The sequence below is a fragment of the Bradyrhizobium manausense genome, from assembly GCF_001440035.1.
In the GTDB taxonomy this organism is placed as follows: Bacteria; Pseudomonadota; Alphaproteobacteria; order Rhizobiales; family Xanthobacteraceae; genus Bradyrhizobium; species Bradyrhizobium manausense.
This window is the reverse complement of the sequence record NZ_LJYG01000110.1, coordinates 171027-184703: the sequence shown is the minus strand read 5'-3', so window position 1 is coordinate 184703 and position 13677 is coordinate 171027. Positions and strand designations below refer to the sequence as shown.

Below are 13677 nucleotides of genomic sequence, written 5' to 3'. Positions count from 1 at the left end.
GGCAAGCCGATCTGGAGCGAGCCGCGCGGGCTGGAAGCCGGCTACAAATGGCCGCAATTCTCGATCCATCGTGGCACGCTGCAGCAGATCCTGCTCGATGCCGCAATCGAGCGGCTCGGCCGCGAGAACCTTTTGACCAGCCATCATCTGACCGGCTGGACCGAGACGGCCAGCGGCGTGCGTGCCGACTTCATCGACAAGGCGACCGGCAAGGCCGCAGGCACATATGAAGGCGCGATCCTGATCGCCGCCGACGGCATCCATTCCGCCGCGCGCGAAAAGCTCTATCCGAACGAAGGCCCACCGATCTGGAACGGCCGCATTCTCTGGCGCGGCGTCACCCCTTCGAAAGCCTTCCTCACCGGCCGCACCATGATCATGGCCGGCCACGAGATCCTGAAATTCGTCTGCTATCCGATCTCGAAGGAGCCGGACGCCGCAGGCAACCACCTGATCAATTGGGTCGCCGAGCGGCACATGCCGCCGACCTATCAATGGCGCCGCGAGGACTATAACCGCACCGCGCGGCTGGACGAGTTCCTGCCCTGGTTCGAGAGCTGGACATTCGACTGGCTCGACGTGCCCGGCCTGATCAGGAATTGTCCGCACGCCTACGAGTATCCGCTGGTCGACCGCGATCCGGTCTCGCAATGGACCTTCGGCAAGGTGACGCTGATGGGCGATGCCGCGCATCCGATGTACCCGATCGGCTCGAACGGCGCCTCGCAGGCGATCCTGGATGCCCGCACCATCACCCGCGAGATCCTGGCGCATGGCCCGACGACCGCAGCTCTGCTCGCCTATGAGGCCGAGCGGCGGCCTGCGACCACCGATCTCGTGCTGCTCAACCGCAAGAACGGCCCCGAGCAGGTGATGCAGCTCGTCGAAGAACGCGCGCCTGACGGCTACAAGGTCGTCACCGACGTGCTGTCACAAAAAGAGCTGGAAGACATCGCCGCGAACTACAAGCGCGTGGCGGGCTTCCAGGTCGAGGCGCTGAACGCCAAGCCGCCGATCGTGAGCAAGGACGTGCGCGCGCGGGTGTGAGCAAGCCCGGGCATGACGACCCGGAAATTTGGCGGAGGCGAATCGCACGCACTCGCCTCACTTCACCACCCTTGCCGCCTCCAGCAATCGCTCGCTCGCGCTGGCCGTCGCCAGCACCGTGCCATCCTCCGCCATCAACTTGGCCTCGACGAACGCGATGGTCCTGCCGAGCTGCGTCACCCTGGCTTCGCCGATGATCGGGCCAGGCTTTGCGGGCGCGAGGAAATTCACGGTCATGCTGATGGTGGTGGTGTAGAGGCGGCCCTCGCTCATCACGAGGACCGCGGGTCCCATCGTGTCGTCGAGCATTGCCGAGAGCATGCCGCCTTGAATGAATCCAGCAGGGTTGCAGAACTCAGGCCTGCCTTCGAAGCCGAGCTTGATCCAACCCTCGTCGGGACGAGCATCGAGCAGGCGCCACCCCAATAGCTCGGCACAAGGCGGCCTCTTGAAGTTGTCGAGCGCGGTCTTGACCATTGGCAGCCTCCATATTGCATGCTGATAGCGCAGCGCTGCTGCCAGCGTGCTGTCAGGAAGCTGGCCCCGATGAAAGGTCCAGCGCGTGCGCGATCACCTTGCGCATGACGTTGGGTAGCGCCTCGTCCGCCAGCGTCGCGATCGGCACCCAACGCATGCCCGCTGGTGCCCGGGTGCGGGCTTCGGCCTTCGCGGTGTAGACCACGAGTTCCAGCGGAAAATGCGTGAAGACGTGGCTGACCACGCCGACCTTGCGCTGCCAGCGCGACAGCCCTTTCAACTCAGGCGCCTGCCGCTTCGCCGCTGCGTCTTCCTGTCCGGCGAGCCAGTTCGAGCCCGGCACCTCGGTCATGCCGCCGAGCAGGCCCTTTTCGGGCCTCGAGCGGACCAGCAGCTCATCGCCACGCGTGATGACGAAGGCAGCGCCGCGCCGCAGCGTCCCGCTCTTCTTCGGCGCCTTGCGCGGAAAGGTGTCCTGCGTGCCCTGCGCGCGCGCCACACAATCCTCGTTCAATGGGCATAGTGAACAGGCCGGTTTCTTCGGCGTGCAGATCGAGGCGCCCAGATCCATCAGGGCCTGGGCACTGTCGCCGGCACGTGCGTTGGCCAGCAGCGTCGCTGCCATCCGCTGGATCAGCGGCTTGGCCTGCGGCAGCTCCTCCTCGACCGCATACAGGCGCGACACCACGCGCTCGATATTGCCGTCGACAGGCATGGTGTGGCGGTCGAACGCGATCGCCGCAATCGCCGCCGCCGTGTAGGGCCCAATCCCCGGCAACGCGCGCAGCCCCTCCTCGGTATCGGGGAACACACCGCCATGCTCGCGCGTCACCGCGACCGCGCAGGCATGGAGATTGCGCGCGCGCGAATAATAGCCGAGCCCGGCCCACATCCGCAGCACGTCATCAAGCGAGGCGGTTCCCAAGGCCGTGACGTCAGGCCAGCGCGCGACGAATTTCTCGAAATAGGGCCCGACCGCCTTCACCGTGGTCTGCTGCAGCATGATCTCCGAGAGCCAAACGCGGTAGGGATCCGAGGTCTCGCCGGGCGCGGCGCGCCAGGGCAGCCTGCGGCGGTGGCGGTCGTACCAGGCGAGCAACGCGACGGGGCGCGACACGGTCTCTGACGGTCTCGGTTCCGATGTCGCCATCCGGGCGGGTTTGGTGCTCATACTCTCACAGTAGCGACAACGCACCGGCCTCTCCACGTCATGCCCGCGCTCGTCGCGGGCATCCACGTCTTTCTTCGCTGCGGGGAGTCTGCCGGCCGCACGCCGGAGTGCTATAAGGCCCCATGGCAAAATTCCCTCCCAAACCCGGCCCCATCAGCGCCAAGCCGCTCGGGATCCTGCTCAACGACGTCTTTGCCGAGGCCTATGCCAAGCAGGGATTTGCGGCGCGCGAGCTGGTGACGCGGTGGGCGCAGATCGCGGGACCCGAGATCGCGGCCCATGCCGAGCCGCTTAAGATGCAGTGGCCGCGGCCCGTGGAGGGCCAACCGCAGGAGCCGGCGACGCTGGTGCTGCGGGTCGAGGGGCCGATGGCGCTGGAAATCCAGCACTCGGCCGACGTGATCCTGGAACGGGTGAACCGCTTCCTGGGCTGGAGCGCGGTCGGCAAGCTCGCCTTCCGCCAGGCCCCCCTGTCGCGACCCCGGGTCCGCAAGCGACCCGGCCCGCCGGACCCCAAGGTCGTCGCCAAGGTGGCGGAGAGCCTGGGCGACATCGAGGACGAGGAATTGAAGACGGCGCTGGCGCGGCTCGGAGCCGCCATCAAGCGAAATTGAGCCTCATTCCCGGGCTATTCTGGACCCGTTGCTGCCGCTCGCCATTGCCTCAAACCACGTTTCAAGCTAGCGACAGGCCGCCCGGGAACCTCGATACGCACCTCGGGCAAGACCACGCCAATTCGGGAGCCGACCTTGATCATCACCCGCCGCGCCTTCACCACGATGCTGTCGCTGACCGGTCTTGCCGCGCTCGCCGGGCTCCCGCCGCTGCGGTTCATCTCCGAAGCCTTGATCCCTGAAGCCATGGCCCAGGACGCCGCTGCTGTGGCCAAGCCCGTATCGCTGCCCGACATGGCGCTCGGCCCGAAGGACGCCGCTGTGACCATCACCGAATTCGCCTCGATGACCTGCCCACACTGCGCGGCCTTCAACGAGCAGGTGTTCCCCAAGATCAAGTCGGAGTACATCGACACCGGCAAGATCCGCTACGTCTTCCGCGAGTTCCCGCTCGACATCAAGGCCGCTGCGGGCTCGATGCTGTCGCGCTGCATCGCCAATGGCGACGCCGCGAAATACTTCGCCGTCACCGACATGCTGTTCCGCCAGCAGAACGACTGGGTGGCGAAGAACACCACGGAGACCCTGACGCGGATCGGCAAGCAGGCCGGCCTCACCCAGCAGCAGGTGGAAGCTTGCCTGAAGGACCAGGCGCTGCTCGACAAGATCGCCGCCGACCAGAAATACGCCAGCGACGTTCTGAAGGTGGATTCGACGCCGACCTTCTTCATCAACGGCGAGAAGATCAAGGGCGAGGCTTCGTTCGAGGAGTTCGCCAAGAAGATCAATCCGCTGCTGAAGAGCTGATTCGCTCGTCAAGATCCTGATTCGCATCTCGAAAGCCGTATCTTTCCCGGCATAAATCCCTTGGGAAAAGCGGCTTTCGCTGGTTGCCCTCGCGGCGCACCGCGGCCATTGTCCGCCGCATGAGGCGCCCCGCGCGACTCGCCCAGACAGCGACATTGCCTTCCATGGTATTGTCCGGGCAGGGGGATTCGCGCCTGCCAACAGAGATGCGTGCTTATGAAAATCACCCGCCTGCGCCTTCACGGCTTCAAGTCTTTCGTTGAGCCCACGGACTTCGTCATCGAGCCTGGCCTCACCGGCGTGGTCGGACCCAACGGTTGCGGCAAGTCGAACCTCGTCGAGGCGCTGCGCTGGGCGATGGGTGAAACCTCCTACAAGAGCTTGCGCGCCGCCGACATGGACGCGGTGATCTTCGCCGGTTCCGGCAACCGTCCGGCGCGCAACCACGCCGAAGTGACGATGACGATCGACAATGCCGATCGCACCGCGCCGGCGGCGATGAACGACAGCCAGATTCTCGAAATCTCCCGCCGCATCGAGCGCGAGGCGGGCTCGGTCTATCGCATCAACGGCCGCGACGTGCGCGCCCGCGACGTGCAGATCCTGTTCGCAGATGCCGCCACCGGCGCTCGCTCGCCGGCCCTCGTCCACCAGGGCAAGATCGGCGAGATCATCCAGGCCAAGCCCGAGCAGCGCCGCCGCGTGCTGGAAGACGCCGCGGGCGTTGCCGGTCTGCACGCCCGCCGCCACGAAGCCGAGCTGCGGCTGAAGGCAGCCGAGACCAACCTTACCCGCGTCGAGGACGTGATCGGCCAGCTCGCAGGGCAAATGGAAGGCCTGAAGAAGCAGGCCCGCCAGGCGGTGCGCTATCGCGAGGTCGCGGCCAAGGTCCGCAAGGCGGAAGCGACGCTATTCCATCTACGCTGGATCGGCGCCCATGCCGACGTCAACGAATCCGGCCAGACGCATGACCTTGCCGTGCGCGAGATGGCCGAGCGCACCCAGCATCAGGCCGAGGCCGCGCGGATCCAGGCGATCCGCGCCGCCGAAATGCCGGCGCTGCGCGATGCCGAGGCGCGCGCCGCCGCAGGCCTGCACCGCCTGACCAATGCCCGCGAGCAGCTCGACCGCGAGGAAGAGCGCGCCAAGGAGCGCGTCGCCGAACTCGAGCGTCGTCTCGCCCAGTTCGAAGGCGATATTTCCCGCGCTCAGCAACAAACCATGGATGCCGACGTCGCGCTGCAGCGGCTCGACACCGAAGACGCCGAGCTGAAGGAAGAAATCAAGTCACGCGTCGAGAAGCGTTCCGGCGTCGACGAGCGTGTCGCCGAAGCCGAGGCGGTGCTGACCGAGACCGAGCAGCAGTTCGCCGAGCTCACCACCGCGCTCGCCGACCTCACCGCCAAGCGCAACCAGCTCGAGGCCAACGTCCGCACCCACCGCGACAAGCTCGCCCGGCTCGACCAGGAAATCGCGAATGTTGCAGCCGAGGAGCAGAAGCTCGCTGCGGAGACCGGCGGCTTCGGCGACCTCGACGAGCTGACCGCCGCGGTCGAGAGCGCCGAGCAGACGCTGGCGGCTTCGGAAGCTGCAGCTCAAGCGAGCGAAGCCGCGCATGTCGCCGCACGCCAGACGCTGGAAGCCTCGCGCTCGCCGCTGGTCGAAGCCGACAAGCGCGTGCAGCGGCTCGACACCGAGGCGCGCACGATCTCGAAAATCGTCAACGGCGAGACCAAGAATCTGTGGCCGCCGATCATCGACGGCATCACCGTCGACAAGGGCTTTGAAAAGGCGATCGGCGCCGCGCTCGGCGACGATCTCGATGCGCCGATCGATCCCTCGGCGCCGATGCGCTGGACCAATGTCGGCGTCACGGACGGCGATCCGGAGCTGCCCGAGGGCGTCACCCCGCTGGCGAGCCATGTGCAGGCGCCGGCCGAGCTGACGCGGCGCCTGGCGCAGATCGGCGTGGTGCCGCGCGAGCGCGGGGCCGAGCTGGTCGCCCAGCTCAAGACCGGCCAGCGACTGGTCTCGCCCGAGGGCGATGTCTGGCGCTGGGATGGTTTTGTCGCCGCCGCGCACGCCCCGACTGGCGCGGCACGGCGCCTCGCCGAGCGCGCCCGCCTCGTCGACATCGAGAATGAGCTGGAGCAGGCCCGCATCGACGCGCAGATCAAGCGCCAGGCGCTGGAGAATGCCGAGTCCGAGCTTCAGATGGCGGCGAGCACCGAAGGCGCCAGCCGCGAAGCCATGCGTGCCGCGCAGCGCGAGCTGAACGTCGCGCGCGAGCGCCATGCCGCCGCCGAGCGCGAGATCAGCCGCCATGCCGCGCGCAAGGCGACGCTGTCGGAAGCGCATAGCCGTCTCGCCGCCGACCGCGCCGAGGCCGAGGCTGCCTACGAATACGCCGAAGCCGGCATCAGCGAGCTGCCGTCGAGCGAGGACACCGAGACGCGTCTCGCCGCCGTGCGGAGCGACATCGAAAACCATCGCCGCATCGCCGCCCAGGTCCGTGCCGAGGCGCAGGCCCTGGCGCGCGAGGCTGAGCTCGCCGACCGCCGCGTCCAGGCGATCCTCGCCGAACGCACCGAGTGGCAGAACCGCAAGGAAAGCGCGGCCTCCCATATCGACACCATCCAGGCCCGTATCGCCGAACTCACGATCGAGCGCAGCGAACTCGAAAACGCGCCGGCCGTGTTCGCCGAGAAGCGCAGCGCTCTGATCACCGAGATCGAATACGCCGAGAACGACCGCCGCATGGCCGCCGACGCGCTCGCCACCGCCGAGACCGCGATGGCCGAGACCGATCGCGTTGCCAAGCTGACGCTTGAAGCTTTGTCGAGCGCCCGCGAGGCCTCCGCCCGCGCCGAGGAGCGCATGGAAGGCGCGCGGCGCCGGCTCGAGGACATCGAGCGAGAGATCCGCGACATGCTGGAGGTCGAGCCGCAGGCCGTCGCCGGCCTTGCCGAGATCGAGCCCGGCGCCGAGCTGCCGCCGCTGCACGACATCGAGGAAGACCTCGAAAAGATGCGCCGCGACCGCGAGCGCCTCGGCGCCGTCAATTTGCGCGCGGAGGAAGAGCTGCGCGAGGTCGAGACCCAGCACACGGGCCTCGTTACCGAACGCGACGATTTGGTCGAAGCCATCAAGCGACTGCGCCAGGGCATCCAGAGCCTCAACAAGGAGGCGCGCGAGCGGCTTCTGACCTCGTTCGAGGTCGTCAACAACCACTTCAAGCGCTTGTTCGTCGAGCTGTTCGGCGGCGGCGAGGCCGCGCTGCATCTGATCGAGAGCGACGATCCGCTGGAGGCCGGTCTCGAAATCATCGCCAAGCCGCCGGGCAAGAAGCCGCAGACGCTGTCGCTGCTGTCGGGCGGCGAGCAGGCGCTGACCGCAATGGCGCTGATCTTCGCGGTATTCCTCACCAACCCGTCCCCGATCTGCGTGCTGGACGAAGTCGACGCGCCGCTCGACGACCACAACGTCGAACGGTACTGCAACCTCCTGCACGAGATGACCGGCTCGACCGACACGCGCTTCATCATCATCACGCACAACCCGATCACGATGGCGCGGATGAACCGCCTGTTCGGCGTCACCATGGCCGAGCGCGGCGTCTCCCAGCTGGTCTCGGTGAGCCTCGCCGAAGCCGTGGACATTCTCGACCAGAACGTGGCGTGACGATTTTGCGTCATTCCGGGGCTCGCGCAGCGAGAACCCGGAATCTCGCGCGACAATCTCGAACTTCCGGGTTCGCGCTTCGCGCGCCCCGGAATGACGGTGGGACAACATGATCTCGCCCAACCTCCCCGCCGAACTGAAGGCCGCGCTCGACGCCAGGCTTCAGGGCTTTTCCCGCACCGACGCCGCGCAGCGATCGCAAAAGATCTCGACCACCTATCGGGCCGGCGGCGGGTCCGGCACGATCAAGTCGGAGGCCGATGCACTTGCCTATGCGCTGGCGCGGATGCCGGCCACCTACGCGGCCGTCGCTGCGAGCCTGAGCGCGCTGGCTGAGATCGCGCCCGACTTCGCACCAGAAACGCTGCTCGATGTTGGCGCAGGTCCTGGCACCGCGAGTTGGGCCGCCGCGGAAGCGTTTCCGTCCCTGCAGGACTTCACCCTGCTCGACGCCAACGCTACGCTCAGCCGGCTCGCGCTCGAGCTCGCTCGCGACAGCGCGCGCCTCGCCGATTGCCGCTATTTGCCCGGCGAGGCCGCCACCAACCTCGCCGAGGTTGCGCAGGCCGATCTCGTGGTCGCGAGCTACATCGTCGGCGAGCTCAGCGAGGGCGACCAGCGCAAGCTCGCGGAGACGATGTGGGCCAAAGCGCGCCACGCGCTGGTCGTGATCGAGCCCGGCACGCCTGCCGGCTACGACCGCATCCTCGCGCTGCGCGCGCAGTTGATCGCGCAAGGCGCTTTCGTCGCCGCGCCCTGCCCGCACGAAAAACCGTGCCCGCTCATCGCACCCGACTGGTGCCATTTCAACCAGCGCCTGCCGCGCTCCCAGGCGCACCGCCAGATCAAGGGCGCCGAGGTGCCGTTCGAGGACGAACGCTTCATCTATGTCGCATTGACCCGCACGCCGCCGGCAATCCGCGCCGCACGCGTGCTGGCGCCGCCTGAGGTCGGCAAGGTCGAGGTCACAGCAAAGCTTTGCACCGGGGACGGTGTCGACCTCGCGAAGGTCCCGCGGCGCGACAAAGCGGCCTACGCGAGTGCCCGCCGCTGGCGCTGGGGCGAGGCCGTTATTGCCGAAAGTTAACCTCGTTCAGGGCTTTCTCCTTGAACTTGGATGGTTCCTGTTCCGACCAAGCCTTACCTTCCCTCTGCGCCGGGGCTCTCGCCCTGCGCCAATTTGGTCTACCCTAGCGCCCGCCTTCTTCCCTCTTCAGGAGTCCTCCATGTCGACCGGCTGGATCGTTCTCGGCGTCATCGTCGTCTTCGTGTTCCTGGCGTTCAGCGCCTACAACCGGCTGGTGGCGCTGGGCCAGCGCGTCGGCCAGGCCTTTGCCGATGTCGACGTGCAGCTCAAGCAGCGTCATGATTTGATCCCGAACCTGGTCGAGACGGTGAAGGGCTATGCCTCGCACGAGCGCGGCACGCTCGACGACGTCATCAAGGCGCGCAATTCGGCGATGTCGGCGCAGGGGCCGGCGCAGGTGTCCGCGGCCGAAAACCAGCTCTCCGGCGCGCTCGGCCGGCTGATCGCGCTGTCGGAGGCCTACCCGGACCTCAAGGCCAACGCCAATTTCCAGCAGCTCGCGAGCGAGCTCTCCGACCTCGAAAACAAGATCGCCGCGAGCCGGCGCTTCTTCAACAACGCGGTCCAGGAGTACAACACCGGCATCCAGCAGATGCCCGCCGCTTTGTTCGCCGGCATGTTCGGTTTCACCAAGAAGGACTTCTTCGATCTCGGCACCAGCCGCACCGAGGTCGAGGCCGCCCCTCAGGTGAAGTTCTGATTGCAGCATGATCCTCACCTTCGTCGTTCCGGGGCGCGTCGAAGACGCGAACCCGGAACCTCGACCGCGACACTAAGCTCTGGTTTCCGGGTTCACGCCGTTGGCGTGCCCCGGAATGACCGAAGCTAACGGAAGCAGTCATGGCCGCGTATGGTCTCTACACGCACATCGCCTCGAACAAATTTCGTTCGATGCTGCTGCTCGCCGGCCTGTTCGCGCTGGTCTATGTGCTGGTCTTTGCCGGCGCGCTGGTCGCCGAGGTCGTCACCAACGGCAACGGCACCGTCGCCTATTATCTGAACCGGGGCTTCCACGACCTCATTGTCGCCTTCCCCTTTGCGACGGCCGCGGCGATTGCCTGGATCGCCATCGCCTATTTCTTCCACCAGTCGATGATCGACGCGGTCACCGGCGGCCGCGACGTCACCAGGCAGGAGGAGCCGCGGCTCTACAATCTCCTGGAAAATCTCTGCATCTCGCGCGGCATCACCATGCCGAAGCTGAAGATCATGGATTCTCCGGCGCTGAACGCGTTCGCGACCGGCCTCAATCCGCGGCAATATGCCGTCACCGTCACCACGGGTCTGCTGAAGGCGCTGAACGACCAGGAGATCGAGGCGGTGCTCGGCCACGAGCTGACCCACATCAAGAACGGCGACGTGCAGCTGATGGTGGTCGCCGTGATCATCGCCGGCGTGGTCGGCTTCTTCGGCGAATTGTTCTTCCGCCTGTTCACCAATTTAAGCTGGAGCTCCGGTGGCGGATCTTGGTCGTCGGGCTCCTCCTCGTCGTCCCGCTCGTCCTCGTCGTCGAGCGACAACAAGAATTCCGGCGGCGGCGCAATCATCGTCATCATCATCGCGGTCGTGCTGATCGTGGTGGCCTGGCTGGTGTCGCAGGTGGTCAAGCTCGCACTGTCGCGCTCGCGCGAATATCTCGCCGATGCCGGCTCGGTCGAGCTGACGAAAAACCCTGATGCCATGATCTCGGCGCTGCGCAAGATCGAAGGCCGTGGCGAATTACCGGGCGCGACCTCCGCGGTGATGGAGCTGTGCCTGGACAATCCGCGCGAAGGCTTTGCCGATCTGTTCGCGACTCACCCCTCGGTGCAGTCCCGCGTCGACGCGCTGGTCAAGTTTGCCGGCGGCCATGATCCGGGTCCGCTGCCGCCGCCCGCTGACGAGACCGAGCAGCCCGAGACCGACGCTCCCGAGGCACAGGCCGATCCGCAGAGTGCCCCTCCTCCGATCCCGCATGGCCCGTGGAACGATGCAGCCAACGCGCCCGGTCCGCCGCCTGTGCCCGCGCCGAGCTCCGCCGGAACCGCTGCAGCCGATCCGCTCGGCCCTCCGGGCAATCCCATGGGTAATTCTATGGGCAATCCCATGGGTCCCTGGGGCCGCCATTGAGTGAGCAATTCGTCACGCCTTGCAGCCGGATTCCCGGCCCTTGGGAAAAACTCCAGGAATTGCAGCTGGCCTGCGCCAGAGATTTGAATTCTCCCTTGTTTCTGCCATGTTCGCGCCCAACAGCAGACTCGGGACATTGATTTGGGGCCCGGCCGATTGCGACCTCGCGATCGGGGGCGCGCGTTAGGGGACAGCAATGGCAAAGCCGGCGGTAGTTGTGGTGGGCGCGGACAAGGGCGGGGTCGGCAAGACCACGGTATCGCGCACCTTGCTCGATTATTTCTCAGCCAACAACGTGCCGACGCGCGCCTTCGATACGGAGTCGCCGCGGGGAACGCTGAAGCGCTTCCACCCCGAGATCACCGAGATCGTCGACATGACGACGACGGCCGACCAGATGAAGATCTTCGACACGCTCAACGCTGTCAGCCCTTCGGTCACCGTCATCGACGTTCGCGCCGGCCTGCTCTCGCCTGCGCTGGCCTCACTGCGCGACATCGGCTTCCTCGACGCCGCCAAGGCCGGGCAGATCACCTTTGCCGTGTTCCACATTCTCGGACCTTCGATCGCCTCGCTGGAGGAGATCGCTGAGACCGCCGGCTTCATGGGTGGTGCAAAATACTTCCTGGTGAAGAACTTCATCAACGACACCCAGTTCTTCCAGTGGGACCAGGCGACCTATAATTCCTACTTCCACCGCATCAAGGACGCGACCGAGCTGACCATCCCGAAGCTCAACGAAATGGCCTATGAGCAGGTCGAGGTGTCCTCGGTCCCGTTCCTGAAATTCGTCGCCAACAAAGGCATCCACGACGAGGCCGCGAACTATTCATTCGTGCTGCGCGGCTATGTCCGGCACTGGCTGGCGAATGTCTGGAGCGAGTTCGACCGGATCCGCCTGACCGACATCGTCGGTTCGAAACCCGTCACCCGCAACAGCGAAAAATAGTTGCGCTAGCAGAGCTGATACGGCTGGATTGGGCGGTGAGTTCGCTCAGATAATAGCGTGATGCCCGCGACGCCGCTCTACATCATCTGCTCGCCCCGCCCGCAGGTCGGCAAGACGCTGCTGGCGCGGCTGTTGAGCGAATTTTTGCTGCTCAAGAACGGTAGTGTCGCGGCCTTCGACGTCAATCTGAAGGAGCCGTCGCTGCTCGACTACCTGCCGAAGGTGACCGAGACCGCCGACGTGATCGACACCTTCGGCAAGATGCAGCTGATGGACCGCGTCATCATCGACGACGGTCTTGCCAAGGTCATCGATCTCGGCTTCCACGCCTTCGACGAATTCTTCAAGATGACCGACGAGATCGGCCTGCTCAAGGAAGCGGCGCGCCGGCATGTCGCACCACAAATCCTGTTCGTCGCCGACACCGACCGCGTCTCGGCCCGTGCCCATGAGATGCTGCGCCAGCAGATCCCGCGGATGAACCTGATCACCGTCGACAACGAGTTCGTCATCCGCGGCGAGCTGCCGCCGGCGATGGAAGGCGGCCGGCTGTTCCGTCTTCCCGCGCTGCCCGGCTTCCTCAAGACCTATATCGACCGGCTGAGCTTCTCCTTCACCGGCTATCTGCGCCAGGAGAAGGATTCCTCGACCGAGCTGCACCAGTGGATCCGGCGCAACTACCTCGCCTTCCGCGAGCTCGAGCTCAGCCTGATCCTGCAGCGGTCGTGACGTCATTCCGGGGCGAGAAAAGGACGAGGCTCGTCCCTCAGATTATTTTATCCGGGTAATATTGACGTAGGAGGCATCGACCGCTACTGAGGCTGAGCATCCCTCAGCGAGGATCCCCGTGACCATCGACCGGAAAGCAGCCATCGCCGCCTACAAGGAGCGGAAGACCGTTGCGGGCATTTTCGTCGTCCGCTGTGCGGCCTCCAGCGAGGTCTGGGTCGGTCAGGCCCCGAACCTCGAGACCATCCAGAACCGCATCTGGTTCACGCTGCGCCAGGGCGGCCACCCCTGCCACAGCCTCCAGGCCGCCTGGAACGCGCATGGCGAGGCCGGCCTGGCGTTCAGCGAATGCGAGCGGCTGGAGGATGAACAGAGCGCTTACGTCAGGAACGCGCGGCTGAAGGAGCGCGCGCTGCACTGGCAGGCGGAGCTGAAGGCCGAGGCGATCTAAACCGCCTCAATGCCCCTCGAACGTCATCAGCGTGCGCACCGGCACGTCCATGGCGCGCAGCTTGGCGGCGCCGCCGAGCTCTGGCAGGTCGATGATGAAGCAGGCGGCGACGACATTGGCGCCGATCTGGCGGAGCAGCTTCACCGCGCCTTCTGCGGTGCCGCCGGTGGCAATGAGATCGTCGACCAGGATGACGCGCTCCCCGGGCTGGATGGCGTCGACATGCATCTCCATCTCGTCGATGCCGTATTCGAGCGAATAGGCGATGCGCACGGTGGTGTGCGGCAGCTTGCCCTTCTTGCGGATCGGCACAAAACCGGCCGAAAGCTGATGCGCCACGGCGCCGCCGATGATGAAACCGCGCGCCTCCATGCCGGCGACCTTGTCGATCTTGTTGCCGGCCCAGGGATTGACGAGCTCGTCGACCGCGCGGCGGAAGGCACGCGCATCCGCGAGCAAGGTCGTGATGTCGCGGAACATGATCCCCGGCTTGGGATAGTCGGGGATGGTGCGGACGCTCGCCTTCAAATCGTGGTCAAAGGTCATTGGTGCCTC

At 65.9% G+C, this 13677-nt stretch carries 13 protein-coding genes; 10 read left to right on the top strand and 3 right to left on the bottom strand.

Translation table 11 applies throughout. The features are described from left to right. Positions 1-1047: flavin-dependent oxidoreductase (locus AOQ71_RS35255; protein ID WP_057757136.1), on the top strand; the 1047-nt coding region annotated here is incomplete at its 5' end. Positions 1048-1104: 57 nt separating this feature from the next. Here AOQ71_RS35255 and AOQ71_RS35250 read toward each other — a convergent pair. Continuing rightward, positions 1105-1524 (bottom strand): PaaI family thioesterase, encoded by a 420-nt coding sequence (locus AOQ71_RS35250; protein ID WP_057757134.1) that lies wholly within the window; start codon positions 1522-1524, stop codon positions 1105-1107. Positions 1525-1576: 52 nt separating this feature from the next. Further along, the gene (gene mutY, locus AOQ71_RS35245) at positions 1577-2695 is read right to left on the bottom strand and encodes an A/G-specific adenine glycosylase (RefSeq protein ID WP_057757132.1); all 1119 of its coding nucleotides are present in this window, start codon (positions 2693-2695) and stop codon (positions 1577-1579) included. 122 nt (positions 2696-2817) lie between these two features. Here mutY and AOQ71_RS35240 point away from each other — a divergent pair, with 122 nt between their 5' ends. The 9 genes from AOQ71_RS35240 to AOQ71_RS35200 all read left to right on the top strand — a co-directional run bounded on the left by AOQ71_RS35240 (position 2818) and on the right by AOQ71_RS35200 (position 13122). After that, on the top strand, positions 2818-3309 hold the full coding sequence (locus AOQ71_RS35240; RefSeq protein ID WP_057757130.1) for a DUF721 domain-containing protein: 492 nt from the start codon (positions 2818-2820) through the stop codon (positions 3307-3309). A gap of 135 nt (positions 3310-3444) precedes the next feature. Next, the gene (locus AOQ71_RS35235) at positions 3445-4116 is read left to right on the top strand and encodes a DsbA family protein (RefSeq protein ID WP_057757129.1); all 672 of its coding nucleotides are present in this window, start codon (positions 3445-3447) and stop codon (positions 4114-4116) included. 216 nt (positions 4117-4332) lie between these two features. Then, a complete protein-coding gene (locus AOQ71_RS35230; protein WP_057757127.1) occupies positions 4333-7797 on the top strand; it encodes a chromosome segregation SMC family protein in 3465 nt (1154 codons plus the stop codon). Positions 7798-7906: 109 nt separating this feature from the next. Then, positions 7907-8884 carry a small ribosomal subunit Rsm22 family protein gene (locus AOQ71_RS35225; protein WP_057757125.1) on the top strand — a complete coding sequence of 326 codons (978 nt, stop codon included), beginning with the start codon at positions 7907-7909 and terminating at the stop codon, positions 8882-8884. Between the two features lie 139 nt (positions 8885-9023). After that, positions 9024-9584 carry a LemA family protein gene (locus AOQ71_RS35220; protein ID WP_057757123.1) on the top strand — a complete coding sequence of 187 codons (561 nt, stop codon included), beginning with the start codon at positions 9024-9026 and terminating at the stop codon, positions 9582-9584. A 140-nt stretch (positions 9585-9724) separates the two neighbouring features. Continuing rightward, a complete protein-coding gene (locus AOQ71_RS35215) occupies positions 9725-10993 on the top strand; it encodes a M48 family metallopeptidase (protein ID WP_057757120.1) in 1269 nt (422 codons plus the stop codon). A gap of 196 nt (positions 10994-11189) precedes the next feature. Continuing rightward, positions 11190-11942 (top strand): P-loop NTPase family protein, encoded by a 753-nt coding sequence (locus AOQ71_RS35210; protein WP_057757117.1) that lies wholly within the window; start codon positions 11190-11192, stop codon positions 11940-11942. A 60-nt stretch (positions 11943-12002) separates the two neighbouring features. Beyond that, positions 12003-12671: a hypothetical protein gene (locus AOQ71_RS35205; RefSeq protein ID WP_057757115.1), complete on the top strand. Its 669-nt coding sequence runs from the start codon at positions 12003-12005 to the stop codon at positions 12669-12671. A gap of 118 nt (positions 12672-12789) precedes the next feature. After that, the gene (locus AOQ71_RS35200) at positions 12790-13122 is read left to right on the top strand and encodes a GIY-YIG nuclease family protein (RefSeq protein WP_057757113.1); all 333 of its coding nucleotides are present in this window, start codon (positions 12790-12792) and stop codon (positions 13120-13122) included. Between the two features lie 6 nt (positions 13123-13128). On the opposite strand, the gene AOQ71_RS35195 is transcribed toward AOQ71_RS35200, so the two are convergent. After that, positions 13129-13668, bottom strand: a complete 540-nt coding sequence (locus tag AOQ71_RS35195) for an adenine phosphoribosyltransferase (protein ID WP_011085277.1) — start codon at positions 13666-13668, stop codon at positions 13129-13131. Between the last annotated feature and the right edge of the window lie 9 nt (positions 13669-13677).

Coding starts and splice junctions, on each gene's coding strand:
- AOQ71_RS35250 (WP_057757134.1), bottom strand. CDS start 1,524: ATGGTCAAGACCGCGCTCGACAACTTCAAGAGGCCGCCTTGTGCCGAG.
- mutY (WP_057757132.1), bottom strand. CDS start 2,695: ATGAGCACCAAACCCGCCCGGATGGCGACATCGGAACCGAGACCGTCA.
- AOQ71_RS35240 (WP_057757130.1), top strand. CDS start 2,818: ATGGCAAAATTCCCTCCCAAACCCGGCCCCATCAGCGCCAAGCCGCTC.
- AOQ71_RS35230 (WP_057757127.1), top strand. CDS start 4,333: ATGAAAATCACCCGCCTGCGCCTTCACGGCTTCAAGTCTTTCGTTGAG.
- AOQ71_RS35225 (WP_057757125.1), top strand. CDS start 7,907: ATGATCTCGCCCAACCTCCCCGCCGAACTGAAGGCCGCGCTCGACGCC.
- AOQ71_RS35220 (WP_057757123.1), top strand. CDS start 9,024: ATGTCGACCGGCTGGATCGTTCTCGGCGTCATCGTCGTCTTCGTGTTC.
- AOQ71_RS35215 (WP_057757120.1), top strand. CDS start 9,725: ATGGCCGCGTATGGTCTCTACACGCACATCGCCTCGAACAAATTTCGT.
- AOQ71_RS35210 (WP_057757117.1), top strand. CDS start 11,190: ATGGCAAAGCCGGCGGTAGTTGTGGTGGGCGCGGACAAGGGCGGGGTC.
- AOQ71_RS35205 (WP_057757115.1), top strand. CDS start 12,003: ATGCCCGCGACGCCGCTCTACATCATCTGCTCGCCCCGCCCGCAGGTC.
- AOQ71_RS35195 (WP_011085277.1), bottom strand. CDS start 13,668: ATGACCTTTGACCACGATTTGAAGGCGAGCGTCCGCACCATCCCCGAC.